General features: G+C 67.5%; 22 protein-coding genes. 7 read left to right on the plus strand and 15 right to left on the minus strand.

The window, feature by feature from the left end:
* Window positions 1–62: 62 nt before the first annotated feature.
* The 7 genes from ASE28_RS23705 to ASE28_RS23735 form a co-directional block, all read right to left on the minus strand.
* On the minus strand, window positions 63–305 hold the full coding sequence (locus ASE28_RS23705) for a hypothetical protein (RefSeq protein WP_200963990.1): 243 nt from the start codon (window positions 303–305) through the stop codon (window positions 63–65).
* Between the two features lie 14 nt (window positions 306–319).
* Window positions 320–736 carry a GFA family protein gene (locus ASE28_RS23710; RefSeq protein ID WP_057268714.1) on the minus strand — a complete coding sequence of 139 codons (417 nt, stop codon included), beginning with the start codon at window positions 734–736 and terminating at the stop codon, window positions 320–322.
* Between the two features lie 265 nt (window positions 737–1001).
* Window positions 1002–1433, minus strand: a complete 432-nt coding sequence (locus ASE28_RS23715) for an energy transducer TonB (protein ID WP_235516203.1) — start codon at window positions 1431–1433, stop codon at window positions 1002–1004.
* 134 nt (window positions 1434–1567) lie between these two features.
* Window positions 1568–1843, minus strand: coding sequence for a hypothetical protein (locus ASE28_RS23720; RefSeq protein WP_057268716.1), 276 nt, complete (start codon window positions 1841–1843; stop codon window positions 1568–1570).
* 58 nt (window positions 1844–1901) lie between these two features.
* Window positions 1902–3782 carry a M14 family zinc carboxypeptidase gene (locus tag ASE28_RS23725; RefSeq protein WP_057268717.1) on the minus strand — a complete coding sequence of 627 codons (1881 nt, stop codon included), beginning with the start codon at window positions 3780–3782 and terminating at the stop codon, window positions 1902–1904.
* Between the two features lie 171 nt (window positions 3783–3953).
* Window positions 3954–4496, minus strand: a complete 543-nt coding sequence (locus ASE28_RS23730; protein WP_057203325.1) for a DUF4124 domain-containing protein — start codon at window positions 4494–4496, stop codon at window positions 3954–3956.
* Window positions 4497–4597: 101 nt separating this feature from the next.
* Window positions 4598–5665 (minus strand): endonuclease/exonuclease/phosphatase family protein, encoded by a 1068-nt coding sequence (locus tag ASE28_RS23735; protein ID WP_057268718.1) that lies wholly within the window; start codon window positions 5663–5665, stop codon window positions 4598–4600.
* Window positions 5666–5907: 242 nt separating this feature from the next.
* Here ASE28_RS23735 and ASE28_RS23740 point away from each other — a divergent pair, with 242 nt between their 5' ends.
* Complete coding sequence (locus ASE28_RS23740) at window positions 5908–6945, plus strand: zinc-dependent alcohol dehydrogenase family protein (protein WP_057268719.1); 1038 nt, start codon at window positions 5908–5910, stop codon at window positions 6943–6945.
* A gap of 5 nt (window positions 6946–6950) precedes the next feature.
* Window positions 6951–9752 carry a cation-translocating P-type ATPase gene (locus tag ASE28_RS23745; RefSeq protein WP_057268720.1) on the plus strand — a complete coding sequence of 934 codons (2802 nt, stop codon included), beginning with the start codon at window positions 6951–6953 and terminating at the stop codon, window positions 9750–9752.
* Between the two features lie 63 nt (window positions 9753–9815).
* Here the strand turns inward: ASE28_RS23745 and ASE28_RS23750 are convergent, their stop codons facing one another.
* From ASE28_RS23750 to ASE28_RS23760, 3 genes are all read right to left on the minus strand, one after another.
* On the minus strand, window positions 9816–11153 hold the full coding sequence (locus tag ASE28_RS23750) for a DUF2142 domain-containing protein (RefSeq protein WP_057268721.1): 1338 nt from the start codon (window positions 11151–11153) through the stop codon (window positions 9816–9818).
* Window positions 11154–11811: 658 nt separating this feature from the next.
* The gene (locus ASE28_RS23755; protein ID WP_057203308.1) at window positions 11812–12129 is read right to left on the minus strand and encodes a hypothetical protein; all 318 of its coding nucleotides are present in this window, start codon (window positions 12127–12129) and stop codon (window positions 11812–11814) included.
* 59 nt (window positions 12130–12188) lie between these two features.
* Window positions 12189–12581: a hypothetical protein gene (locus ASE28_RS23760; RefSeq protein WP_057268722.1), complete on the minus strand. Its 393-nt coding sequence runs from the start codon at window positions 12579–12581 to the stop codon at window positions 12189–12191.
* A 422-nt stretch (window positions 12582–13003) separates the two neighbouring features.
* Here ASE28_RS23760 and ASE28_RS23765 point away from each other — a divergent pair, with 422 nt between their 5' ends.
* From ASE28_RS23765 to ASE28_RS23775, 3 genes are all read left to right on the plus strand, one after another.
* Window positions 13004–13222, plus strand: a complete 219-nt coding sequence (locus tag ASE28_RS23765; RefSeq protein WP_057268723.1) for a hypothetical protein — start codon at window positions 13004–13006, stop codon at window positions 13220–13222.
* An 88-nt stretch (window positions 13223–13310) separates the two neighbouring features.
* Complete coding sequence (locus ASE28_RS23770; protein WP_057268724.1) at window positions 13311–13553, plus strand: hypothetical protein; 243 nt, start codon at window positions 13311–13313, stop codon at window positions 13551–13553.
* A gap of 47 nt (window positions 13554–13600) precedes the next feature.
* Window positions 13601–14020, plus strand: coding sequence for a hypothetical protein (locus tag ASE28_RS23775; RefSeq protein WP_057203305.1), 420 nt, complete (start codon window positions 13601–13603; stop codon window positions 14018–14020).
* Between the two features lie 39 nt (window positions 14021–14059).
* Here ASE28_RS23775 and ASE28_RS23780 read toward each other — a convergent pair whose 3' ends face one another.
* From ASE28_RS23780 to ASE28_RS23795, 4 genes are all read right to left on the minus strand, one after another.
* The gene (locus ASE28_RS23780) at window positions 14060–14461 is read right to left on the minus strand and encodes a type II toxin-antitoxin system VapC family toxin (protein ID WP_057203304.1); all 402 of its coding nucleotides are present in this window, start codon (window positions 14459–14461) and stop codon (window positions 14060–14062) included.
* Window positions 14458–14691: an antitoxin gene (locus ASE28_RS23785; protein WP_057268725.1), complete on the minus strand. Its 234-nt coding sequence runs from the start codon at window positions 14689–14691 to the stop codon at window positions 14458–14460. The genes ASE28_RS23780 and ASE28_RS23785 overlap by 4 nt, the downstream gene beginning before the upstream one ends.
* 67 nt (window positions 14692–14758) lie before the next feature.
* The gene (locus ASE28_RS23790) at window positions 14759–15310 is read right to left on the minus strand and encodes a nucleoside-diphosphate sugar epimerase (RefSeq protein WP_369818274.1); all 552 of its coding nucleotides are present in this window, start codon (window positions 15308–15310) and stop codon (window positions 14759–14761) included.
* Window positions 15311–15422: 112 nt separating this feature from the next.
* The gene (locus ASE28_RS23795; protein ID WP_057268729.1) at window positions 15423–17300 is read right to left on the minus strand and encodes a DEAD/DEAH box helicase; all 1878 of its coding nucleotides are present in this window, start codon (window positions 17298–17300) and stop codon (window positions 15423–15425) included.
* A 253-nt stretch (window positions 17301–17553) separates the two neighbouring features.
* Here ASE28_RS23795 and ettA point away from each other — a divergent pair, with 253 nt between their 5' ends.
* Window positions 17554–19215, plus strand: a complete 1662-nt coding sequence (gene ettA, locus ASE28_RS23800) for an energy-dependent translational throttle protein EttA (RefSeq protein WP_057203301.1) — start codon at window positions 17554–17556, stop codon at window positions 19213–19215.
* 217 nt (window positions 19216–19432) lie between these two features.
* On the plus strand, window positions 19433–22072 hold the full coding sequence (locus tag ASE28_RS23805) for a DUF1631 family protein (RefSeq protein ID WP_057268727.1): 2640 nt from the start codon (window positions 19433–19435) through the stop codon (window positions 22070–22072).
* A gap of 53 nt (window positions 22073–22125) precedes the next feature.
* Here the strand turns inward: ASE28_RS23805 and ASE28_RS32510 are convergent.
* The coding region (locus tag ASE28_RS32510; RefSeq protein WP_082608219.1) for a hypothetical protein at window positions 22126–23506 on the minus strand (1381 nt) is incomplete at its 5' end.

Genomic DNA, 23506 nt, shown 5'->3' on the forward strand with positions numbered 1-23506 from the left:
GCTGCGCCCGCCGCCTAGATTGCGGCCCTGCCAGGCCCTCACGCACAGCCGATTTCTCGGTTTCAGTGGACTGGGTTCTCTATCAGCAGCCATTGCGGCTCGGGGATCATTTCGACCAGGCCGGCGAGCACGCCATCGACGTGCAGCAAATCAACCAGGTGTTCCCTGACAGCCACCTCGTGGTCCGCCTTCATCGGCAGGGGCTCCCGTCCGATCACCGGCACCCACTTGGCATAGGCGGCGCGGGTCAGCAAGGCCACTTCTGGTGCATTGTTGGCGGTCGCGCGTCTGATTTGAAAGTCCATGGGATGTTTGCCGCTCAGTCTTTGCGCGCTTCGCCGGCCGCATACCACGCAGGCACCGAACCCGCATGGATGCTGCGCAGCGCCTTCGCCGGCACGAACGGTGTATCCAGCGTGCCCAGTGAGAACGACATCCACGCCGCCGCATCTCCATGCTCGCTGTGCCAGGTCAGCGGCGAGCCGCATTCCGGGCAGAACGTGCGCGTGACGCCCGGCGATGACTCGCGGCGCTTGAGCAGTTCTGCGCCGCGTGTGAAGGCAAAGCTGCCCACCTGCACACTGCCATAGGACCCGAAGGCCGCGCCATGCGCCTTCTGGCACATGCTGCAGTGGCAGTGCGAGGCGGCCTTGATCTCGGCGCGGGCTTCGTAGTGGATGGCGCCGCACAGGCAACTGCCTTGGTACAGCGGGGGTGGGTGGTCTTGCGTGCTCATTCGGGTGAGAAACGTCTTTGTGCGGATGGCCCGATTCTGCCTGCGATGAGCGGATTCAAGCAGCGCAGGAGCGTGTGCGGCAGAAGGCATCGAAGCGAAACGCCCGAAAACCGAGGGTCGCTGGGTAGAGCCGACAAGCCCAGGGTGGGCCCCTGGGCGCCAGAGGTGACACCCGGCGAGACCGGTTTATCGGGCGTTGCAGCCGATGCTCCTTCTGCCGCGCACGCTCCTGAGCACATCCATCCTGCGCCCGCCAGCCCCATGGCTACCGGGTGGGCGCGGCTCCCTCTGCCCGGCACCACGGCAGCCATGTCGATGGGCACAACAGAGCCATGCGGCTCTCGATGCTGAAGCCGATGGGAATCCGGGCCCAGGAGGCGTGTGCGACCCCGTTCGTCCGGGCGGGAATGAATTGGAACTGCTGAACCGATTGCAGGGCTGCGGCATCCAGCGACGGATGCCCCGAACTCTGGTGCACCTCCACCCTGCTGGCTGCGCCTGATGCGCTGATGAGCACCTTGAGAACGGTCTTGCCCTCTATGCCCGCGAGCAGTGCCTCAGGGGGATAGTCCGGCTTCTTCATGGCCGCGTACCGCGCAGGTTCCTGGCGCAGCGGGGTGAGCGCGGGCTGCCCCACGCCGTACAACGCCAGGGCCAGCACCGGCCAGAGCCTGGCCGCCCTGGGAAAATTCGGCATCCGCAAAACCATGGCGATCCCGATCAGGCTGGTGTGGGGCCGCAGGTCGCGGCCGGTGGTGGCGTCTGGCGCCGCCAGGGCGAAGCAGGGGTGGAGTTACCAATCCCTGAAGGAAGTCAGGGCGCTTCCCTGGGTCAGCGCGGCTGCTTGCCAGCGCCGACCCATCCCATCACGCCCAGGGCGAGCAGCAAGGCCACGAACGACCACATGGCGATGGCCGGGCCCGAAAGCCCGAACATCTGCGCAAATGCTGAGAACAGCCACGCAGCCCTGCCGGTATAAGGCGGCACGATGGGATTCGTCCACAGCAGCAGACCTGTGGCCGCAGCCATCAGCCACAGGCCAATGGCTGCTTCCCGGCCGGTGATCAGGGGTTTGCCGCTGGCGTCTCTGCCTGGTGAGTATTTCATGCGTGGGTTGAGGCAGTTGGCTTGGAGCAGGGCAGGTTGCCTTTTATGGGCAGACCACTCAATCCGTCTCTTCAAACACCAGCGAAGGCGTCGACATCACGCGCGCCGTCTGCGACAGGTCTTCCACCAGGCGGTTGGCGAAGTAGCTGTTCTGCGTATCCGGCTCCAGCGCGGCCACGGCCAGGTGGGCCAGGGGCTGATTCAGGGGCACGTAGTAGCTGCCGGCGGGCACGTCGATGGCAGCGCGCACGGGGGCGACCTGCACGCGGATGATGTCGGCGCTGTCGCTGATGGTGCCCAGCACGTCACGGCGCTCCGAGGTTTCGCGCGCGGTCTCGCGGTAGGTTTCGCCCAGCAGCGATCCGTTTTCGGCGATGCGCAGCACCTGCAGGCCCAGCAGCTTCAGGCGCTCCACCACCGGGGCGGCCTGGTTCGATACCCAGTAGCCGCAGGGACGGGCGCGGGATTTGAGGGTGCGCAGGTTCAGCGACGAATTCCAGTCCACGCGCACCGGGCGGTCCATGCCGGTCTCGGGGTCGATGAAGATCACTTCGCGCTGCGTGGGCGTGGGGCCGGCCTCGACCACCACGTTGTCGCGGCAGGCCTTGGCCGAGATGTCGCGCACCACGAAGCCGCGCACCTGCTCCAGGTTGGCGGCGCGCTCGGCGGTGGAGCGCAGCGCGCTGGCGATGGCCGTGACCTGGGTGTGCACGCGGCGCTGCATGTGCAGCGGGCCGATGCCCACGCCACGCGTCTCGATCAACAGGCTGACCGTGTTCTTCAGGCCATGCACGTTGCGGCCCGTGTCGGGCTGCGTGCCGCCCATCGACAGGGTGCGGTCGTCCGCGCCCGTGGCATTGGTGTAGTACCACTCGCTGGAGAGGTTCTGCGCCTTGAGCGCGGCCTGCATGGGCTGGTGGTACCACTCCTGCGAGGCCTTGGTCAGAAACTCGGGGTAGTTGGCCGTGGTGGTGTACTGCAGCAGGGCGTCGTAGCGCTGCACGGCGTTGAACTTCTGCAGGTAGCGGCCGGCCACGGTGTACTCGTGCGCGTCCACCACCAGGATGGGGCGGTAGTCGCGCACCAGGCGCGCGATGGCCTGGGCCTCGGGCGTCTTGAGCAGCAGGTGGTCGCGGTTCATGTCGATGCCATTGGCCGTGGCGCGGGTGTCGGCCTGCGCACCGTCGGGGTTGGCGCGCGGCACCACGATCACGTTCATGCGTTCGAGCAGCGGCTCCAGCAGGCCCTGACCCAGCTCGCTGGCAATGACCAGCAGGGCCTCGGCGCCGGCGGGCTCGTTGCCGTGCTGCTGGCCGATCAGCACCACGGTCGGGCGCTTGCCGGCATCCAGGCTGGCCGGGTCGTCACCGGGGGCGCGGGTGAGCAGCAGGCCCACCAGGGGCTCGCCACGCTGCGAGGTGCCCAGGCGCAGCACGCTGGCGCGCGAAGGGCCGCCTGCCGTGCCCGAGGCCACGGACTGCAGCCACTGCTCCACCTCGGCATTGGTGGTGTAGGCGCGGCGACCGGGCGCCAGGCCCGGCGTGCTGTAGCGCACCGTGGGGTCCGGGAAGCGTACCATCACGGCGGGGCCGTAGGGCGGGGTGGCCAGGGGCTCGTTGCGGTCCACCACCGGTGCGGTGGGCGGCAGCGGTGCGGTGATGACGCCTGTGGCGCCGGGCTGCGGCGCGGGCGCCTGCTGCTGGGCGCCCAGGGGCGCGGGCACCACCCTGCCTGGCTGCGCGCGGGGCACTGGGGCGGGGGCATTGGGGCGCGGCGCTGTGGCACCCGGCGCATTCCAGGGCGGCAGCGGCGTGCTGCTGCAGGCCGCCAGCAGCAGGGCCACCAGGGCGGCTGCCGCCGTGCGGCCAGGCCCCCGGCTGGTCTGGGCGTCAGTGTGCTGCTGGGGTGGTGGGGAGATGTGGGCTCTGGGCATGGTCATATAGAGGTCTCGTCGCCCCTTGCTCAATCCGGGGCCTGGCCCGGCATCTTACTGGGCGCCTCGTTACCACATGTGTCAGCCGGCACGCCGTGTTGCAAGGTGTGCCGCAGCGCGGCGCGCCAGGGCGCAATTCCCAGGGTGGACGAGGGTTTTGGCAGCGTGCCTGACCGTTCAAGGGCAGATCGTCTGGGCTCCTACGCGCGAGCAGGTCTTGCCGGTGGCTGCATCCACGAAATCCGGGCCGCTTTTCATATGGATACCGCCCTTGTTGTCGTGGCAGAGGCCGGCCTCGCAGTAGACGAAGGCCACGGGCCCGGAAGCGGCAGGTGCCTTGCCGGCCACTGGCGGCGGGTTGGCGCCCGGTGGCTCGGCACCGCAGGCGGCGGCCACCCGCGTCTCCTGCCCCTGCACCCGGATGCGCTTTTCCTCGGTCGACACGGTGCGCAGGCCCACGAGCAGGGCCATTTCTTCCCTGGCCTTGCGGCACGGCACGGAGTTGGCGCTACCTGCCCCTTGCGCCCTGTTGCGCGCCTGCTCCCAGGCCACTTCGCGCACGCTGGGGTCGGGCAGTATCACCCCGCCCGTCTGGCTGCGGGTGCATGGCTGGTCGCTGTAGACCATCTTTCCGTCCGGCTGTTTGCAGCGGTGTACCTGTGCGCCTGCGGACAGGGCCGCAAGGCCCAGGCACGCGATGGCGATGGTTTTCCAACGCATCTGTCTTGTCCTCGATTTTTTCTCGGAGGAATGTAGCACCGGTATGCACCGGCGTGCGCAGGCAAATGGGTGATGCCGCGCCGCTGGCGGCGGGTGTGCTTTCAGGCCATCGGCGGCGCTGCGGGGGCAGGCTGCGCACGCTGCGGTTCCATCTGCAGCCGCAGCAGCGCACGCACGAACCCATGGTCCGAGCGGGTGCGGTCGCGGCCCTCGTGCAGGTGGTCGTTGAAATAGTCCACCCGGCGCACGTCGCCCAGGCTGTTGCGCCCGCGCGCAAGGAACTCCTCGCTCACCAGGATCTGGTCCAGCACCGAGGGCGAGCCTTGGTGGATGTGGGAAAAGGCCACGTCCTTCTTCAGCGCCATCTCGCCCTGCAGATCGTAGGCGTTGAACAGCGCCACGTCGCGGGCCGAGCGGTCGTAGGCGATTTCGGTGGTGGCGCAGATCAGCTGCGTGGTCACGCTGTCGGGCGTGTCGTTGAAATCGCCCATCACCACCAGCGGCACGCTGGTGCGCTGCAGCAGGTCGATCACCAGGCAGCGCAGGGCCATGGCCTCGGCGCCGCGCATCACCAGCGAGCGCAGCGAGGCCAGGGCGCCCACCTTGCGGTCGTCCTTGTCCTCCAGCGCGTGGCCTTGCGCATCTTGCAGAAACTTGGGGCGCTTGGACTTGAGGTGCGCCGTGAGCACGTTCACCCGCTGTCCATGCTTCATGCGCAGCGTGGCCACCAGGGGCGGGCGCTCAAAGCGCGTGTGCGGGCCCAGGCCCGGCACATCGACCTGAAAGGCCGGCGGAAAGTTCGCGAACGACTGCACCGCCTCCACCTTGAGCCGCGTGGCAATGCCCACGCGCGGCGTGCCCTGGGCTCCATGGCGCGTGGCGTCGTTCTCGGCACCGGGCACCGCCACGAAGTCATAGCGCAGCCCGCTGTGCGCGATGGCCGCCTTCAGCGCCGCCTCATCCCACACCTCCTGCACGGCCAGCACGTCGGCGTTGAGCGTGCGAAACCGGTTGCCCAGCCACTCCACCTTGCGCCCGTACTCGGCCTCGGTGTAGGCGTCCTGGTTTGGGTAGAACATGCGCCCGGGGTTGGCCAGGTTGAGCACATTGCAGGTGGCCACCATCAGCGTGTCCAGGGGCGGTGGCGTGTCGGCAGGGGTGGGGCGCATGGGGGCAGCAGGTGGGGAGTGGGAGGAGGGCGCTTGCCCAGGCGGTGTCTGCAAAGAGCCCATCCTAGCGGGCTTTGGTTGCAATGGCCTGCGCAATGGCCATGTGCGGCAGGCTTGACCAGGATCAAGCGCCGGCCGAATAAAGCAACTCCCAGCGAGATTCGTGCGCCAGCGCACTGACAGCTACCGGGATGGCGCACACAGTGGATTGGCTCCCCGACCACCCCAAAGGACCCCTCACCATGCTCGCCCTCGTGTACCACGGCCCCGGCCAGAAGAAACTGGACGAACGCCCCAAGCCCACCATCCAGGACGCCACCGACGCCGTCGTGCGCATCACCCGCACCACCATCTGCGGCACCGACCTGCACATCCTCAAGGGCGACGTGCCCACCTGCCAGCCCGGCACCACCCTGGGCCACGAAGGCGTGGGCGTGATCGACTCGGTGGGCCCGGGTGTCACCACCTTCAAGCCCGGCGACCGGGTGCTCATCTCCTGCATCAGCGCCTGCGGGCGCTGCGAGAACTGCCGCAAGGGCATGTACTCGCACTGCAGCACCGGTGGCTGGGTGCTGGGCAACCGCATCGACGGCACGCAGGCCGAGTTCGTGCGCATCCCGCATGCCGACACCAGCCTGTACCCCATTCCCGACGGCGCGGACGAAGAGGCGCTGGTCATGCTCAGCGACATCCTGCCCACCGGCTTCGAGTGCGGCGTGCTCAACGGCAAGGTGCAGCCCGGCTCCACGGTGGCCATCGTCGGTGCCGGCCCCATAGGGTTGGCCGCCCTGCTCACGGCGCAGCTGTATTCGCCGTCGGAGATCATCATGGTCGACCTGGACGACAACCGCCTGGCCGTGGGCAAGCGCTTTGGCGCCACGGCCACGGTCAACAGCGCCGATGGCACCGCCGCCCAGCAGGTGATGGCCCTGACCGGCGGGCGCGGGGTGGACACGGCCATCGAGGCCGTCGGCATCCCGGCCACCTTCACGATGTGCGAGGACATCGTGGCAGCGGGCGGCACCATCGCCAACGTGGGCGTGCACGGCGTCAAGGCCGACCTGCACCTGGAGCGGCTGTGGTCGCACAACATCACCATCACCACGCGCCTGGTCGATACCGTGTCAATGCCCATGCTGCTCAAGACCGTGCAGTCCCAGCGCATCGACGCCAAACAGCTCATCACCCACCGCTTCAAGCTCGCGGACATCCTGCAGGCCTACGACACCTTCGGCCGGGCCGCAGAGACCAAGGCGCTCAAAGTGATCATCGAGGCGTAGCCCGCATGGCACAGCCGCAAGGACCGAACGACCCATCAACGCAAGGTGCCGAGGACCTGGCGCGCCTGCTGGGTACCGACCTGGTCAGCGGCCTGCCGGCACACGAAGCCGCGCGCAGACTGGCCCAGGACGGTCCCAACGAACTCCAGGCCACCCCGCGCATAGCCGCCTGGCGCCGCCTGTTGTCGCAGTTTCAGGACCCCCTCATCTACCTGTTGCTGGGCGCGATCGTGGTGTCGCTGCTGGCCTGGGTGTTCGAAGGCCTGCAGGGCTGGCCTGTGGACGCCATCGTCGTCGCGGCCATCGTCCTGCTCAACGGGGTGCTGGGCCATGTGCAGGAAGCCAAGGCGCACGACGCCGTGGCCGCGCTGGCACGCATGAGCGCACCCACGGCCTCGGTGGTGCGCGGCGGCCAGATGCAGCGGGTGCCAAGCGCGCAGTTGGTCAAGGGCGACCTGCTGGTGCTGGCCGAGGGCGATGCCACGCCCGCCGATGCCCGCCTGGTGCGCGCAGCCGCCCTGCGCATGCAGGAGAGCTCGCTCACCGGCGAGAGCGAGGCCGTGCTCAAGGACCCCGCGCCCCTGCCAGGCCCCGCCGCACTGGGCGACCAATTGAACATGGTGTTCAAGGGCACCTTCGTCGCCCAGGGCAGCGGCACCGCACTCGTCGTCGCCACCGGCATGGCCACGCAGATGGGCTCGATTGCCGGCATGCTGGCCGCCACGGTGGAGCAGCCCACGCCGCTGGAAAAGGAAATCGTCCACATCGGGCGCATGCTGGGCGTGGCCGTGCTGGCCATCGCCGCCGTGGTGGTGTGCACCATCTTGCTCATCTCCCGGCCCGACAGCATGGCCGAGGTCGTCGGCGTGCTGCTGCTGGGCGTGGCCCTGGCCGTGGCGGCCGTGCCCGAGGGGCTGCCCGCCATCCTGTCGGTGGTGCTGGCCCTGGGGGTGCAGCGCATGGCCGGGCACCACGCCATCATCAAGAACCTGTCGTCGGTGGAGACGCTGGGCGCCACCTCGGTCATCTGCACCGACAAGACCGGCACGCTCACGCGCTCGGAGATGACGGTGGTGCGCATCGTGACCGCCTCGGGCACCACCGACGTCACGGGCGTGGGCTATGCGCCCGAAGGGGAGGTGCAATGGGCCGGCACGCGCCTGCAGCCGGGCCCGCTGCATGCCGAACAGGTGGTGCTGCTCAGCGGCGGCAGCCTGGCGGGCAACGCATCGCTGCAGCAGGCCGACAACGGCGCGTGGCAGGTCCACGGCGACCCCACCGAGGCCGCGTTCCTGGTGGCCGAGCACAAGCTCGGGGCCACCGCGCGGCGCAAGCAGCGGTTCGAGCGCATTGCGGAGCACCCCTTCACCTCCGAGCGCAAGCGCATGTCCACCATCGAGCGCGACCTGGAGCACGGCGGCGAGCGGGTGGTGGTCTGCAAGGGCGCGCCCGATGTGCTGCTGGGCCTGTGCACCCATGCCCGGGTGGGGATGGGCGTGGTCGCGCTCGACGCCACCTTGCGTGCGAAGATCCTGGCCGATGTGGACGCACTCTCGGGCGACGCCTTGCGCACGCTGGCAGTGGCTTACCGCCCCCTGGCCGCGCACGAGGACCTGCAGGCGCTGGATGCGCTGGAGCGCGGCCTCATCTTCGTAGGTACGGCAGGCATCATCGACCCCCCGCGCGAAGAGGCGGCGGTGGCGATCCGCGAGGCACGGCGGGCCGGCATACGGGTCATCATGATCACCGGCGACCACCCGCGCACAGCGGCACGCATCGCGGCCGACCTGGGGCTGGTGCCGCCCGGCGCCACGGCGCTCACCGGGGCCGAGCTCGATGCGCTGGACGCGGCGGCCTTCGCCCAGGCGGTGCGCCGCACCTCGGTCTTCGCCCGCGTGGCGCCCGCGCACAAGCTGCGCATCGTGGCCGCCCTGCAGGCCGACGGACACATCGTCGCCATGACGGGGGACGGCGTGAACGATGCCCCCGCGCTCAAGGCCGCCGACATCGGCGTGGCCATGGGCGTAACCGGCACCGAGGTGGCCAAGGGCGCGGCCCGCATGGTGCTGGCCGACGACAACTTTGCCACCATCATCGAAGCGGTGCGCGAGGGGCGCGGCATCTTCGACAACATCCGCAAATTCCTGCGCTACCTGCTGTCGTCCAACATGGGCGAGGTGCTGACCGTGTTCCTGGGCGTGGTGGGGGCCGGTGTCATCGGCCTGACCGCGCCCGGCGGTGCGCTGGTGCTGCCGCTGCTGGCCACGCAGATCCTGTGGTTGAACCTGATCACCGACTCCTGGCCCGCGCTGGCGATGGGCATGGACCCCGCCAGCGGCGACGCCATGGCGCGCAAGCCCCGCCACCCGGGCGAGCGGGTGATCGACGCCGCCATGTGGTGGGGCGTGGTGCAGATCGGCATTGTGGTGGCCGTGGCCACCCTGCTCACCATGGACATGTACCTGCCCGGCGGCCTGATCGAGGACGACCGCGACCTCGCCAACGCCCGCACGGCAGGCTTCACCGTACTGGTCTTTGCCCACCTGTTCAACTGCTTCAACGCCCGCTCCGAGACCGCCAGCGCATTCGCCAACCTGGCCACCAACCCCTGGCTGTGGGGGGCGGTTGCGCTGTCCGCCCTGCTGCAGGTGGGCGTGGTGCACCTGCAGGTCTTGAACCTGGCCTTTGGCACCGCGCCGTTGTCGCCTGGCCAGTGGCTGGTCTGCGGCGCGATGGGCAGCACGGTGCTGTGGTTCAGCGAAGTGTGCAAGTTTTTCAAAAGGAGAAGTCTGCGACCTCTCCGGTAGCGGAGGACGGCTGCAGGCGGCGACCGAGGTATTTGTGCGCGTCCAGGCCACGGCAAAGCCGGTTCAGAACGCCGCCAGTTGGTAGCGGCCATACAGCGTGACCGCCAGCACCAGCAGAAAGTACCCGGCCATTGCGCCGGTCACCCCGAACTCGGTGGCCTGCTGCAGGGGCGTGCGCTCCTTTTCCAGCGGGCCGAGCGCCAGCGCCAACAGCAGCGCCGGCATGATGAAGTAGCGCCCCTGCACGCCCGCGATGACGGGCACGGGGTAGTCGTTCCAAGTGACCGCAATGGCAAAGAAGGCCAGCAGCGTGCTGCTGACGGCGCAGGCCGTCAGAACCGCCCGCAGCGGCGTGTACTGCCGCTCTTCGCGCCCCGCGTAGACAGTGGCCAGCAGCGCCAGGGCCGCCAGCACGGCCCAGATCCCCCGCATCGCCGGCTTGGGGATCAAGGTGTCGAGCCAGCCCAGCACCCCGACGAAAGAGTAGATGAGCATGTACCCCTTGTCCTTGTCGGCCAGCGTGCTGCCGACCAGCCCCATGAAGTACAGCGGATCCTCCAGGTAGATCTGCACGATCTGCAGCGTGGTGTGCGTGCGCTCGATGCGCGCATCCATGGTGGTCAGCAGCACGAACAGTGTCCAGCCCAGGCTGGCCGCGCACAGCAGCATGAAGGCCGCCAGCCGGGTGCCCGAAAAGCGCTGGCACAGCAGCAACAGCGGCAGGGCCAGCAAGGGCAGCAGGTTGGTGCGTGAGGTGACCAGCACGAAGGTGAAGCCCACGATGGCGGCAAACCGCCATCGGCAGGTCGGCGTGGTGGTGCTGCCTTGGCTCTGGGCCTGGTACTGCGCGATGGCCAGGCCCCCGAGCACCAGCGTCATGGCAATGCACAGGCCGTCGATGGTGGGCGACAGGATCTGGAAGGCCGACATGGGCATCAGCACCAGGGCCCGCACCAGCAGGTTGGGCGGCAGCAGCTGCCAGGCCCAGGCCAGCAGCGCCAGCACCGAGAGCGTCACCACCCCCCGCGTGAACTCGTAGCTGGCCCGCATCGACCAGTCCATCTGGCGCGAGATGGCCAGGCCGGCGGCATGCGGCAGGTAAATCAGCGGCAGGTAATAGGCCGTGCCGACGGCATCGACGAAATGCCGGTCGTGCGCCCAGCCGTGGCGCGAGGCCTCGTCCATCAGCCAGGCGGGAGAAACATCGGTCTTGCGGTTACCGGTGATCGTCGCCATCCAGGTGGCAAAGCGGATCAGGTGCAGGTCGGTATAACCCCCGGTATGGCCCCGGGCATCGGGCGCGGGTTTCTCCAGGAGCAATTGGCCGTTGGCGATCATGTCGGCCCGGTGCAGGTGCATTATCTCGTCCGGCGACTGGAAGGCGGGAATCAACCGCGCCATTACCAGTGCAAGGGCGAATGCGAGGACGAATAATCCGATGCAGACCGGGCGCGTCAACGGGCCTCGGTTGGTTGTGGCGGGCATGGCACGGCGCACCGGGCGCACCGACAGGGCGCCAGAGGCTGCTGTTGGCGGTGACGCCACTGCCAGAGGGCTAAGCTGCATTGAATATCTCCCTGCTCTTGTGGATTTGTATTTTTCTGCTTCGATAAAATCGCGCAATGCGGATCTGAAGGCCCATACCATGTGAATGGCAATAAAAACCCCCACCTCCATGAAAATGGAAGAAAAAGCAGCCTGCGAAAAATTCAGTGCGAGGGATATCCTCGCCGGGTGCGATCAGAAATTGAAAATGGCGCAATGGGCACCCCGGCAGGGATGCATCAGAAAATCAAAGGTGAGCCATTGTGGCGCGGCCCTGGGTAATTAACGGTGATTCCCGTCACGTCCAGGTTGTGCTCAGGCCGTGTCATTGCAGGCGCAGGCAGCACCCCGCGCTTGAGCTCAGCAGGGCAGGGCGCTCCCTCCTTCACACCTTCCTTGAACAGGTGCCCATACGGATTTGCATTCAATCGTATAACTAGGCGGGAGGCCGCAGACAGTGCTGTGGCACGGCAAGGCGGACCAACGAGGTTAGACGGTTGAAGGCAAAGCCGTATCAGTCGGCCACGCCATGCAGCGATTGCTGCGTGACCTGGGCATACGCCAGCACTGCGATGAGCTTGTGCAGCAGCGTGCGGTCGTCGCTCTCCAGGGGCCGGGCCAGCAACGGCACCAGGTGCGAGAGCGCCTGCTCGACCTCTTGCGTCGAAAACGTCTGGTCCTCGTAGAGGCCGAAGATCCTGTGCAGGAAGAACGAATCGGCGTGCGCGAGCAGGCGCAGGATCGCTGGCAGCTCGTGGTGGTCGATGCTGCCGACATGGTGGGCCGGGTTGCGGATCTGGGGGCCGTTGCCGGCCAGAAAGTCGAATGGCATGGCGATGGAGGGTGTGCGTTGCTCGTGAAAAATCGTGTCGGGCCGCTTCCAAAGCCTGGTCAGGCCACAGAGCGCTTGCCCGCGTGGTACGTGGCGAGTGCCGAGGCGATGGCAGAAGGCCAGTGAAGAATCGCAATCGCCATGACCGTGGCGACCCATCCCAGATAGATGCACCAAAACCGGCATGGACCCGCCAAGCTGGCCTGGCGCCATGTCAGGACGGACTGCAGCAGGAGCAGGGCAGGCAGCATCGCCAGCAGGATGTAGTGCACCCTGAGCGTCGGCGACACCTCTGCATCGGTGACTACGCGGGTCAGGAGCGCGCCTGCGCTTTGCAGGAAGGACATGCCTGAGGAGGCATCCGGTGACAAAAGGACGAACCAGACGCCAAGGGGAAGGATGGCGCTGAAGGCAAACCCCAGGCTGGCAATTCGCGGTTCGGACAATTTCATTTTTTGGCAGGATGGTGAAGTTCAGGCGATGGGGCACGCAGGGCGGGCTGTTGACGCTGGCCAACGGCGCCATGCCGCGCGGCCCACCCAAGGCAATGGCTGCGAGCAGGGCGATCAGCAGGATGGCGGGGATCATCATCAGCATGGACGGGACGCGCTGGCGCAATGGCCTGAGTGGATGTGCGCGCCATTTTGGCGAGATTCCCCGCGCTCGGGCAGTACGCAAATGGGTGATACGGTGCTCGGGGCGCAAGCTGCCATCGTCTGCTTCGGGGGCAAGATCAAGTCAGCGCAAGCCAGGCCCATTACCCCTGCGCACCTTGACATCGGTGTTTGTGGCAGCATGTTCCCAAGAACATGTTTCCGGGCGCCTGCGTACGAGTGCCCGGTATGAAAAGCCACAGACCTGACCCGAACACAAGATGAAAACCATCGACGAGATGCTGCACCTCGAGCTGCTCACCCATGAGCAGCACTTTGAAATCAGCGCCTGGATTGCGCGCTCTGCCTCGCCGGAAGAGATACTGCAGATGCCCGCGCCGCTGTGGCAGGCCGTGGAGCGCGCCAGCCAGACCATGGGCATCAACGAGGACCTGTCGCGCCCGCCGTCGCTGGATGCGGGGAATCTGGTTTTCGTTTAAGGCGAGAAATCGCGGAAGGGAGCATGTCAGGACCGCTGCATGTCGCCGCCTGAGGTGTACTCGGGCATTTTCACAAGGCAGCTGACACATGACCGACTGGCGCCTGCAAGGGCAGGAAAAATACCTCCAAGGTGCCGCGCTCGAACGCAAGGCCTACCAGCCGTACCGTCCTGAATGGGAGCACGACCACTGCGAGTTCTGCTCGGCCGAGTTCTCGCTGGATACCCCCGGTGCGCTGCGCGAGGGCTATACCACGTCGGACCACTATCGTTGGGTCTGCGCTGTCTGTTACGAAGACTTTCAAGAAATGCTGGGCCTGCGCCGGGGGTGAAGTGAGCAGCGCGGCATATCCTTCCTGACTTAAAGGGAGGGAACACAATGATCAAGAGGAACGCCAGCGCGGCCGCTATCGCAATTGCCATCACCGCCGCCATGGCCGGCTCGCTGCCGCAGGCCCATGCGCAAACTGCTGCAGTGCGCGACGTCGCCGTCGTGGCCGAGGCCGATGGCCCGCAGGCCGCTCGACTGGGTGCCCTGGTGACCGAGGGCATCCGCAAGAGCGGCTCCATGCGCTACAAGGAGCCAGCGTCCAAGGCGCAGCTCACCGTGCGCATCGCCACCATGTCGGCGCAGGACGCCGGCTCCATCGTTTATTCAGCGAGCTGGGTTTCTACCGGCAAGGACACGCTGATTGACCGGCAGTTGGCCACCTGTGATGTGGAGCGCATCGCGGCGTGCGCGGAGACTGTGGTGGCCAAGACGGATGCGGTGCGTGCATCGCTGGCTGGCAAGAAGTAGGGAGCGGGGCCTGCCGCAAGTGCAGCAGCGCTTGTGCTCTCAGGCTGCGGGAACCCAGTTGTCCAACTGCAGGCCGGGCACCTTGGTAAATTCACGGGTGTTGTTGGTGACCAGCGGGGCCTTCTGGCTCAAGGCATGGGCCGCAATCATGGTGTCGAGCGAACCAATGGGTGTGCCACGGCGCTCCAGATCGGCGCGCAGGTCGCCATAGGCCCACAGGGCCGCCTCGTCGAACGGCGCAATGGTGAGTGGGGCCAGGAACATCTCCAGCGCCTGGCGGTTGCGTGCCGAGCCGCTCTTGGCGACGCCATAAGCGAGTTCTGCCGCCACCACGCTGCACATCCCGATGTCGCCGAGCCGGTATTGGCGAAAGCGCTCCAGCACCGCAGGCGGCCTGGCATTGATGATGTAGATGCAGATGTTGGTGTCCAGCAGGATCATGGGGTGATCTCTGCGCGCATCTGGTCGTCAGTCTGCTGGCGCTCCAGCACAAAGCCTGGCTCGAATGCCGCCAGCCCTTGCTCCAGCGTTTGCCAGGGAGCCTCCACCGGCAGCAGCAGCACGCCGTTGCCAAAGTGCTTGACGACAACCTCGCTGCCGGAAAAGCGGTATTCCTTGGGCAGCCGGACGGCCTGGCTGCGGCCTGACTGGAAGAGGCGTGCGGTATCCATGGGGGGTCCCTTCAGGTGGTAGCTATCAATGGTAGCTACCAAGCCCCGGTTCGTCAACGCGACGGCTTCATTCCAGCCCTCGCCCCATGAGCACCCGTACCTGCGGCACTCCTTCGTGCGGCCCCGCCTGCACGGCCCGCACCAGCGCCCGCGCCACATCCGCACCCGGGCGGGCGCGGTAGTTTGCGGGAATCACCGGATCGAACCACTTGAAGGCCTGGATGGAGAAGGATTCGGCTGCGCGCGGCGCCTGGCCCAGGGCCTCGCGTTCGCCCAGCAGCAGGGAAGGGCGCGCGATCACCAGCGTGGCAAAGCCCAGGCTCTTGAGTACCTGCTCGACCTCGCCCTTGACGCGGTTGTAGAAGATTTTGGAGTGGGCATCGGCGCCCATGGCGGTGACCACGCCGCAGCGGGTGGCACCGGCCGCGAGGGCCGTGCGCGCCGTGGCGATCACGGCATCCAGGTCTACGGCGCGAAACGCATCCTGGCTGCCTGCGGCCTTGATGGTGGTGCCCAGTGTGATGTAGACGTCATCGACATGCGGCAGGGCCGGGACCACGGGCTTGGCGCCCAGAACGGCAAAATCCACGGCATGCAGGTGCAGCCGTGGGTGTGACATGTCCGGCGTGCGCCGGCCGAGGGCATGCAGGGCATGCACCTCGGGTGGCAGCGCGCCGTTGCCGGGCGCTGCGCTTGCGTTGCTTGGTGTAGTGCTTTTGGCTGCCGACGGATCAGCGGCCAAAAGAGCCGCGAGAACCGCCCGGCCCACGAGACCCGTTGCCCCGGCCACCAGAACCACCCGTGCCGCCACCGCCATAGCCGCCACCTCCAGAGTTGCCACCACGATAGCCACCGCCACGGCGGCCGCCGCCCATGCTGTCTACGCTGGTGCGCATCGGGTCGGGCTGGCCACCGGCACCGCCACCGGCATGGCCGGAGCTGCGGTGGTTGGGATTGGCGTGGCCCATTTGCGTGCCCAGGTGGGCGTTGGGGCGTGGTGGCTGGTCGTCGTAGCGGTTGCCGCCACCACCACCTTCGTAGCCGCCGCCACCGGAATTACCACCACCACCGCCGCCGCCGGAACGGCCGCGTGCAGGTGCCTGGCCACCGGCGCGTGCGCCGCCGCCCTGGCCACCGCCGCCACCACCGGCACGGGCGCCGCCGCGCGGGCCATTGCCGCCACCGCCGCCGCCAGCTGCTGCGCCGCCACCGGCACGGCCGCCTCGGCCGCCGCCACCACCACCATTGCCACCGCCGGCAGGGCGGGGGCCACGGTCGCCACCACCACCACCACCACCACCACCACCACCAGCACCCTGGCCGGCCTTGTTGGTGCGGATGCGTTCCATCATTTCGCTGCGGGCGGCCTTGGCAGCGGCCTGCATCACGTCACGGCTCGGGGGCTTGCCTGCGCCGCCCCAGATGGTCTGGCGCCCCATGGCGATGGGCTCTGCCTTCTCGCCGGCGTCGGGGCCGAAGCCTTCGATGATCTGGACGGGGATCTGCTGCTTGGTGAAGCGCTCGATGTCCATCATGAAGCCTTCTTCGTCCATGCAGACGAGGCTCACGGCTTCGCCGCTGTTGCCGGCGCGGCCGGTGCGGCCAATGCGGTGGACGTAGTCTTCCGAGACGTTCGGGATTTCGTAGTTCACGACGTGCGGCAGCTCGTCGATGTCGATGCCGCGGGCCGCGATGTCGGTGGCCACCAGGGCGCGGATGTCACCGCTCTTGAAGCCGGCCAGGGCCTGCGTGCGGGCGCTCTGGCTCTTGTTGCCGTGCAGGGCCATGGCGTTCACGCCGTTCTTGGTCAGGAACTCGGCCACGTTGTTGGCGCCGAACTTGGTGCGGGTGAACACCAGCACCTGGCTCCAGTTGTGCTGCTGGATGATGTGCAGCAGCACCTGCTTTTTCTTGCCGCGGCCCACGGGGTGGATCACCTGGGTGATGCGCTGCACCGTGGTGTTGCTCGGGGTGACCTGGATGCTCTGGGGGTTCTTGAGCAGGGTGTTGGCCAGGTCGCGGATTTCGTCGCTGAAGGTGGCCGAGAACAGCAGGCTCTGCTTTTCGCGGGGCACCAGGGCCAGCACCTTCTTCACGTCGTGGATGAAGCCCATGTCCAGCATGCGGTCGGCTTCGTCGAGCACCAGCACCTGCACGGTCGACAGGTCCAGGAAGCCCTGTTGCTGCAGGTCCAGCAGGCGGCCGGGGGTGGCCACCAGGATGTCCACGCCGCGCTTGATGCGGTCGATCTGCGGGTTCATGCCCACGCCGCCGAAGACGACGGTGGAGTTGATATCGAGGTATTTGCCGTATTCGCGTACGGACTCTTCCACTTGGGCGGCGAGCTCACGGGTGGGGGTCAGCACCAGGGCACGGATGCCCTTGCCGCCGAACTTGTTCTTGGGGGCAGCGCTTTGCGACAAGCGGTGCAGCAGGGGCAGGGTGAACGCGGCGGTCTTGCCGGTGCCAGTCTGCGCGCCGGCCAGCAGGTCGTGGCCTGCGAGAACGGCGGGAATGGCCTGGGCCTGAATGGGCGTGGGGGTCTCATAGCCCGTTTCGTGCACGGCCTTCAGGATGGCAGGAGCCAGGTTCAGTTCGTCAAATGTCATGTCGTTGAATGCGCCCATCCGGGGCGCTGGGTATCGGCCTGTCGTACAACCGGGGGGTTGCCGAGCCAGTCTCAAGCCGACGAGGTTCAAGGGTGGGAGCCCAGAGGTTGGAATGCCTCCTTCGTCCCCAGCGGTGTGCTGATGTGGCAGGCAACTGGAGCCCGTCACGGTGCGTATTGTCGCATGGCCCGATAATGGGTGTTTTGAAAGCAGAATTCTTCTGCCCAATTTCCGCAAGTTTTAAGACAAGCAAATGGCCCAATACGTATTTTCCATGAACCGCGTCGGCAAGATCGTGCCGCCCAAGCGCCAGATCCTCAAAGACATCTCCCTGAGCTTCTTCCCGGGTGCCAAGATCGGCGTGCTGGGCACCAACGGCTCGGGCAAGTCCACCCTGCTCAAGATCATGGCCGGCGTGGACAAGGAAATCGAGGGCGAAGCCATCCCCATGGCCGGCCTGAACATCGGCTACCTGCCCCAGGAACCCCAGCTCGACCCCGACCAGACGGTGCGCGAAAGCGTGGAAGCCGCCATGGGCCGGGTGATGACCGCCAAGGCCCGCCTGGAAGAGGTGTACACCGCCTACGGTGAAGAAGACGCCGATTTCGACGCCCTGGCCGCCGAGCAGGCCGAGCTCGAAGCCATCATCGCCACCGCCGGCACCGATTCCGAGCACCAGCTTGAAATCGCCGCCGACGCCCTGCGCCTGCCCCCGTGGGACGCCAAGGTGGGCATGCTGTCCGGCGGTGAAAAGCGCCGCGTGGCCCTGTGCCGCCTGCTGCTCTCCAAGCCCGACATGCTGCTGCTGGACGAACCCACCAACCACTTGGACGCCGAATCCGTGGACTGGCTGGAGCAATTTTTGCAGCGCTACTCGGGCACCGTGGTGGCCATCACCCATGACCGCTACTTCCTCGACAACGCGGCCGAGTGGATTCTGGAACTGGACCGGGGCTCCGGCATCCCTTACAAGGGCAACTACAGCGACTGGCTGACCCAGAAGCAGGCCCGCCTGGAGCAGGAGCAAAAGGGCGAAGAATCGCGCGCCAAGGCCCTGAAGAAGGAACTGGAATGGTCGCGCCAGAACCCCAAGGCCCGCCAGGCCAAGAGCAAGGCCCGCCTGGCCCGCTTCGAGGAACTGTCGGACTTCGAGTACCAAAAACGCAACGAAACCAACGAAATCTTCATCCCCGTGGCCGACCGGCTGGGCCATGAGGTGATCGAGTTCGAGAACGTCACCAAGTCCTTTGGCGATCGCGTGCTCATCGACAACCTGAGCTTCAAGGTGCCCGCCGGTGCCATCGTCGGCATCATCGGCCCCAACGGCGCCGGTAAATCCACGCTGTTCCGCATGATCGCCGGCAAGCAGGCACCCGACAGCGGTACGGTCAAGATCGGCTCCACCGTGAAGATGGCCTTCGTGGACCAGACCCGTGACGACCTCTCGGACGACAAGACCGTGTGGGAAGACGTCTCGGGCGGCCTCGACATCCTGAACGTGGGCAAGTTCCAGATGGCCAGCCGCGCCTACTGCGGGCGCTTCAACTTCAACGGCGGCGACCAGCAAAAGAAGGTTGGCATGCTGTCGGGCGGTGAACGCGGGCGCCTGCACCTGGCCAAGACCCTGATCGCCGGCGGCAACGTGCTGATGCTCGATGAACCCTCGAACGATCTGGACGTGGAAACCCTGCGTGCGCTGGAAGACGCGCTGCTCGAGTTCGCCGGCTCCATCATGGTCATCAGCCATGACCGCTGGTTCCTGGACCGCATCGCCACCCACATCCTGGCCTGCGAGGGCGACAGCCAGTGGACCTTCTTCGACGGCAATTACCAGGAGTACGAAGCCGACAAGAAGAAGCGTCTGGGCGAAGAGGGTGCCAAGCCCAAGCGCATGCGCTTCAAGGCGCTGAAGTAAGGCGCCGGGGCCCCTGTACGTGACCTTGCGCACGGCAGCGGCGGTTCGGACCGGCGGCCGGGGTGTTGTGGGTGCCAATAGCCCGGCTATCGGCACCCAAGTGAACCTGGCCGACCGCCCGATGCCGTGCCGCAGCCGACTGGCAGGGAATTGTGCAGATGGCCCTCAGGTCAAGTAGCATTGCAGCTGGAAACCTTTTTCCCATCCCCATCCCACCATGTCCCAGGCTGCGCCTTCTTCGAAAACCGTTTTCCGTGCCTGTGTGGTCAACGCAGTGCGTGGGGGCGAGGCGCTCATGGACAAGCTCATTGCGGTCACCCGCAGTGCGCTGACGGCCGAAGAGAGCACGGTGCGCAACATCCAGCAGCGCAACCTGGCCAGTGACAGCCTGCGCCTGCTGGGCCAGCATGAGGCCGCCCTGGTCAAGGGCTACTCCATGGCCCTGCTGGAGATCTTTGCCGAAGGCCCGCCCGCCGCGGCGGGCAAATCCCGCTCCGCAGACGCTTCGCCCCTGGATTTTGGCGAGCTTTCGCTCATGGACGAGAGCGAGATGCAAAGCCAGGTGGAGCTGGCCCGCGCCCAGCAACTGGCCTCGCACGCCACCGAGGCGATACTGGCCGAGCTCAACACCCTGGTCAGTTCGGCCCAGGGCCTGCGCAGCGTGCAGCCCGAGCGCAACCCCCTGCGGCCCGAAAGCTACATCCGCGCCCTGCAGCAGGTGGTGGGCGAGACCGGCGTGAACGCCGAGGTGCGCGGGCTGTGGATGCAGCACATGCGCGACCTGCTGGGCAAGCTGCTGGTCGACGAATACAAGACCATGGTCAAAACCCTGCGCGACAACGGCGTGGAGCCCGTGGGCTACGCCGTGCTGGGCGCACCCGGCGCCGGCGCACGCACGGGGGGCAGCATGCAGGGTGGTGGCGGTGGCAATACCGGCTATGGCGGCGGCTACGCGGGCACGGGCTATGGCGGCCCCATGGGCGGCCCCAGTGGCTACGGCAACGCCGGCTATGGCAACACGGGCTATGGCCGCGGCATGGGCGGCGGCCAACACAACAACTGGAGTGGCGACCCGAACAACAATTGGAGCGGCGAGGCCCAGATGCCCGCGCCCATGATGTCCCCCCAGGCGGCGGCTGCCGAAGAGGCGCTGCTCACCGTGGGCATCCTGCGCCAGATGCTGGCCGGCGGCGACCCGTTCGACCCCCGCGGCTACGGCGGCATGGGTGGTGGCGTGCCCTCGCAACCCGCTGCCATGCAGTCGGCGTGGGCCGGCGGCGGCGGTGGTGCTGCCAGCGGTGCGGCCAGCATGCATTCAGGCTTGGGCGGTGCCTACCACCCCGGCAACGCGGTGGCCGAGGCCATGGAAGACATGGCCCAGCTCGAACGCCTGGTGGGCCGCCTGGCCGGCGTGCCGCAGGCCGTGCCCCAGGTGATGCACCAGGTTCCCCAGGGCGGCTGGGCACCCACCACGCCGGGCACGGCACCCCAGCACCTGTACACGGTGCCGGGCATGCCGTACCAGCAGATCTACACCGTGCCCGTGGTGGCCCCGCAGGACCCGCCGGCCATGGCCGCCGAGGTGGTGGGCCGCATGATGGAGAACATCGCACGCGATTCGCGGCTGCTGCCCTCGGTGCAGCGCGCGGTGCAGAACCTGGAGCCCGCGCTCAAGCACCTGGTGCGCCGCGACCAGACCTTCTTCACGGAGCCTGCGCACCCCGCGCGCGTGCTGCTCGACGAGATGACCCAGCGCAGCCTGGCCTTCCCGGACGAGAAGGCGCCCGGCTTTGCCCGCTTCATCCGCCTGCTCAACGAATCCGTGGGCTACCTGGCCGGCATCGAGATCAAGGACGCCACCCCGTTCGAGACCGTGCTCAAGGCCCTGCAGGCCGCCTGGAACTCGCAGGTGCAAAAGGCCAAGGCCCGCCAGGCCGAGAAGGACAAGGCTGCGCTGCAGGCCGAGCAGCGGGAGATGCTGGCCGGCAAGATCGCCGCCGACATCCGCAAACTGCCCGACCTGGAGCGCGTGCCCGCCGACGTGCTCGACTTTGCCGCCGGCCCCTGGGCCGAGGTGGTGGCCCTGGCCCAGGTCGCGCAGGCCGCTGGCGGCGAGGACGACCCTGGCGGCTACCTGGCCCTGGTGCCCCTGCTGCTGTGGAGCGCCCAGCCCGAGCTGACCCGCGCCGAGCCCGACCGCCTGTCCGAAGCCATTCCCGGCCTGCTCGTCAAGCTGCGCGAGGGCCTGCAGACCATCGACCACCCGGCGGCCAAGACCAGCGCCTTCCTGGAGCGCCTGGTGGGCCTGCACCAGGACGCCTTCGAGCGCGCCGCCTTCGCCAAGATCACCCTCGACCCCGAGGACTCGGTTCAGGACTCGCGCGACCCCAACGACTCCGTGGCGGCGGTTGCCGGCTACGACGACAGCGCCCAGGCCCTGGTGGACATCGCCCCGCCCGAGCCGGCCGCTGCCGCGCCCACCAAGGCCGAGCCCTACGCCGAATTCGTGGTGGGCGCCTGGGTGGAGCTCATCAGCAACGGCCGCGCCGTGCACACCCAGCTCACCTGGTCCAGCCCGCATGGCACGCTGTTCCTCTTCACCGCGCCGGACAACAGCACCCAGTCCATGACGCGCCGCATGCGCGACAAACTGGCCGACGAAGGCGCCCTGCGCGTGGTGCCCGCCCCCAAGGCCCGGCCCCCGGCCGCAGCAGCCACCGCCACGCGCGCCGGCGGCATCGCCACCACCCGGGGCAGCCTGCCCGCACCGCTGGAAACCTCGCGCGGCAAGCTCGGCAGCGCACCCAGCAGCAGGCAGGCACCGCTGGGCGGCAAGCCACCTGCCAAGGGGCGGTAGGCGGGGCTGTCTCGGACGGCGGGTGCGGATTTTTTACCGCCGAAGCACTGCGCTCAGCCGCTGTCGCTTTCAGTCCTGCTCGCCTCGGGTATCAGCGCATCGTCGCAGCCCTGCTTTCCCTTCACGGGCAGCACCAGGTACTGGTGCTGCTGGCCTGGCAAATGGCCAAGCACGATGGCACAGCGCATCTCGCTGGCCGTGCGGGCCATCTTTTCGTCCGCAAAACCCAGGGTGGCCTCGAAGCCTGACATCAGCATGTCTGGCCGCTTGAAGGCCTGCGCCACGTCGGGACGCTCGGTGCTGACCAGCGAATCCAGGCGTACCCGGATATCTGGGGCTGAGACCCCCAAGGCCATCTTGCGACCGGGCCCCAGGGTCGGTGTCCAGCCTTTCACATGCAATTGGGTGCCCTCGATGGTGATCGAATCGATCGATCCGCCGTAGCCGTGCGCCATGCGCGGGAGCGGACCGTGCATGGGCAGTGCCGTGGTGGAGTTGGCCAGGTGGTTGTGCAGAATGGACTCTTGCTCCCCGGGTGGGCGGCTGTCCAGCCGCACCAGGCACAGGCAGTCTTCTTCCCACACCCGGATACTTGCGCGCTCGGCTGCATTGGCGGGTTCCCAGCGCACCAGCGCCGGCTCTGCATGGGGCCTGCCGGGCTCCAGGCGCTTGAACGCCGCGTGCGCATACATCATCTGGATGACGGTGGAGGTAGCGGAGGCGAGCTCGTAAGGCACCAGCACCTGATCGGGCGGGGGGGTCCGCGCGAAGGCGTAGTGGGTATCGAACATGGCGTTGGCGGCACGGTCGTGCTCGCGCTGTGACAGGGACTGCAGCCCCACTGCCGTGGCGAAGACCAGCAAGGCCGCGGTGTGCCAGCGCGCCAGCGAGGCAGGCCACTTCAGGCTCCACAGAACGCACAGGGCGACCCAGGGCGCCCACAGATAGCGCGTATGGCCCTCCGGGTCAACACCGGGGTGCACTACGAACACCAGCGGGAAGACCACTACCAGTGCGACCGCACCAAGCCCCGCCAGCATCGCCAGGCGGCCCCGCTCCGGCTGTGCCGCAAGTCCGGCCACCAGGCACACCAGGCACAACAGGACCGCAGTGACGCCCAGCACCCCGCTGCCCACCAGGCCCTGGACGAGCCAATGGACCAGTTTGCTGGCGAAGACCGGCAGGTCTTGCCAGCTGCTCAGTGCGATGCCGTGGTACCCGCCCATGCCGGAAAACACGCTGATGCGCAGCACGGCATATGCCAGGGCCACGGCCAGCGTGGGCAACGCGAAGCGCCAGCGCGCCATGCCCGAAGGCGAGCCAGCAGGCAGCGGCAGCAGCAGGGTCAACGCCACCCAGGGGACATACACCTCCTTGCACAGCGTGGACAGCAGGTAGAACCCCGCTGCCAGAACGGCCCAGCGCCATTGCGCC

Origin of the sequence: Acidovorax sp. Root219 (genome assembly GCF_001428665.1) — a bacterium.
Classification (GTDB): Bacteria; Pseudomonadota; Gammaproteobacteria; order Burkholderiales; family Burkholderiaceae_C; genus Acidovorax.

Coding starts and splice junctions, on each gene's coding strand:
- ASE28_RS23735 (WP_057268718.1), bottom strand. CDS start 5,665: ATGCGCCCCACCCCTGCCGACACGCCACCGCCCCTGGACACGCTGATG.
- ASE28_RS23770 (WP_057268724.1), top strand. CDS start 13,311: ATGACCGACTGGCGCCTGCAAGGGCAGGAAAAATACCTCCAAGGTGCC.
- ASE28_RS23765 (WP_057268723.1), top strand. CDS start 13,004: ATGAAAACCATCGACGAGATGCTGCACCTCGAGCTGCTCACCCATGAG.
- ASE28_RS23730 (WP_057203325.1), bottom strand. CDS start 4,496: ATGCGTTGGAAAACCATCGCCATCGCGTGCCTGGGCCTTGCGGCCCTG.
- ASE28_RS23720 (WP_057268716.1), bottom strand. CDS start 1,843: ATGAAATACTCACCAGGCAGAGACGCCAGCGGCAAACCCCTGATCACC.
- ASE28_RS23760 (WP_057268722.1), bottom strand. CDS start 12,581: ATGAAATTGTCCGAACCGCGAATTGCCAGCCTGGGGTTTGCCTTCAGC.
- ASE28_RS23795 (WP_057268729.1), bottom strand. CDS start 17,300: ATGACATTTGACGAACTGAACCTGGCTCCTGCCATCCTGAAGGCCGTG.
- ettA (WP_057203301.1), top strand. CDS start 17,554: ATGGCCCAATACGTATTTTCCATGAACCGCGTCGGCAAGATCGTGCCG.
- ASE28_RS23785 (WP_057268725.1), bottom strand. CDS start 14,691: ATGGATACCGCACGCCTCTTCCAGTCAGGCCGCAGCCAGGCCGTCCGG.
- ASE28_RS23750 (WP_057268721.1), bottom strand. CDS start 11,153: ATGGCGCGGTTGATTCCCGCCTTCCAGTCGCCGGACGAGATAATGCAC.
- ASE28_RS23740 (WP_057268719.1), top strand. CDS start 5,908: ATGCTCGCCCTCGTGTACCACGGCCCCGGCCAGAAGAAACTGGACGAA.
- ASE28_RS23755 (WP_057203308.1), bottom strand. CDS start 12,129: ATGCCATTCGACTTTCTGGCCGGCAACGGCCCCCAGATCCGCAACCCG.
- ASE28_RS23710 (WP_057268714.1), bottom strand. CDS start 736: ATGAGCACGCAAGACCACCCACCCCCGCTGTACCAAGGCAGTTGCCTG.
- ASE28_RS23705 (WP_200963990.1), bottom strand. CDS start 305: ATGGACTTTCAAATCAGACGCGCGACCGCCAACAATGCACCAGAAGTG.
- ASE28_RS23790 (WP_369818274.1), bottom strand. CDS start 15,310: ATGTCACACCCACGGCTGCACCTGCATGCCGTGGATTTTGCCGTTCTG.
- ASE28_RS23780 (WP_057203304.1), bottom strand. CDS start 14,461: ATGATCCTGCTGGACACCAACATCTGCATCTACATCATCAATGCCAGG.
- ASE28_RS23725 (WP_057268717.1), bottom strand. CDS start 3,782: ATGACCATGCCCAGAGCCCACATCTCCCCACCACCCCAGCAGCACACT.
- ASE28_RS23775 (WP_057203305.1), top strand. CDS start 13,601: ATGATCAAGAGGAACGCCAGCGCGGCCGCTATCGCAATTGCCATCACC.
- ASE28_RS23745 (WP_057268720.1), top strand. CDS start 6,951: ATGGCACAGCCGCAAGGACCGAACGACCCATCAACGCAAGGTGCCGAG.
- ASE28_RS23715 (WP_235516203.1), bottom strand. CDS start 1,433: ATGCCGAATTTTCCCAGGGCGGCCAGGCTCTGGCCGGTGCTGGCCCTG.
- ASE28_RS23805 (WP_057268727.1), top strand. CDS start 19,433: ATGTCCCAGGCTGCGCCTTCTTCGAAAACCGTTTTCCGTGCCTGTGTG.